Raw genomic sequence first — 1,047 nt, 5'->3', positions numbered from 1 at the left:
GGGGGCGGACGATCCGGTGTCCCCGGCCGCGTCGGCCAGGTCGGCCAGGCCGCTCAGCAGCGGGCTGGGCCGGCCGGAGACGAAGGCGGGCCCGAACCGCTCCCAGTCGACGTCCGCGACGGCCACGCAGCCCTCGTCCCGGTCGACGACCCCGGCCAGCGCCCGGATCGCCGCCGTACGGTCCAGCGCGGACAGGCCGCGGCGGCGCAGGTAGTCCTCGAAGCCGGCGTCCGCGGCCATGCCGGCCTCGGCCCACGGGCCCCAGGCGACCGAGGTCCCGGCCAGGCCGCGGGCCCGCCGGGCCTCCACCAGCGCGTCCAGGAAGGCGTTCCCGGCCGCGTAGGCGCCCTGGCCGCCGCTGCCCCAGGTGGCGGCGATGGAGGAGAAGACCACGAACAGGTCGACGTCCCCGGCCAGTTCGTCCAGGAGCGCGGCCCCGGCGGCCTTGCCGCCGATCACCTCGGCGACGGCCTCGGCGTCGGTCTCCATCAACGGGCCCGGCGCGCCGACCCCGGCGGTGTGCACCACGCCGCTCAGCGGGTGCTCGGCCGGGATCCCGGCCAGCAGCCCGGACAGCGCCTCCCGGTCGGTCACGTCGCAGGCGGCGACGGTCACCCGGGTGCCCAGCGCGGTCAGTTCGGCCACCAGCTCGTCCGCTCCCGGCGCGGCCGGGCCGCGGCGGCTGGTCAGCAGCAGGTGCGGCACGCCCCGCCCGGCCAGCCAGCGCGCCACGTCCCCGCCGAGGGCGCCCGTGCCGCCGGTGATCAGGACGGTGCCGTCGGTGCTCCACTCCGCCGCGGGCGCCCCGGGCAGCGGCGCCCGGACCACCCGGCGGCCGAGCACCCGCGCCCCGCGCAGGGCCAGCTGGTCCTCCCCGCCCGCACCCGCGAGCAGCGCCGCCAGCCGGCGGCCCTCCTCGGCGGTGACGGTCTCCGGCAGGTCGACCAACCCATGCGGCGCGGCCGGCTCGGCCACGGCCGTTCCGGCCACCTCCGCCACCGCGGCGGCCGGAGCCGCCGGAGCGGCCTGAGCGGCGGCGTGGGCGTG

General features: G+C 80.2%; 1 protein-coding gene. It reads right to left on the bottom strand.

All coding sequences use genetic code 11. The features are described 5' to 3' along the window. Positions 1 to 1,047, bottom strand: a 1,047-nt coding sequence (locus ACIQOV_RS42715; protein ID WP_401056687.1) for a beta-ketoacyl reductase, incomplete at both ends; no start/stop codon positions are given.

The sequence above is a fragment of the Kitasatospora sp. NPDC091257 genome (assembly GCF_044757675.1).
GTDB lineage: Bacteria > Actinomycetota > Actinomycetes > Streptomycetales > Streptomycetaceae > Kitasatospora > Kitasatospora lactacystinica.
The sequence above is the reverse complement of the archived record's forward strand: the minus strand, read 5'-3'. Positions and strand labels throughout refer to the sequence as shown.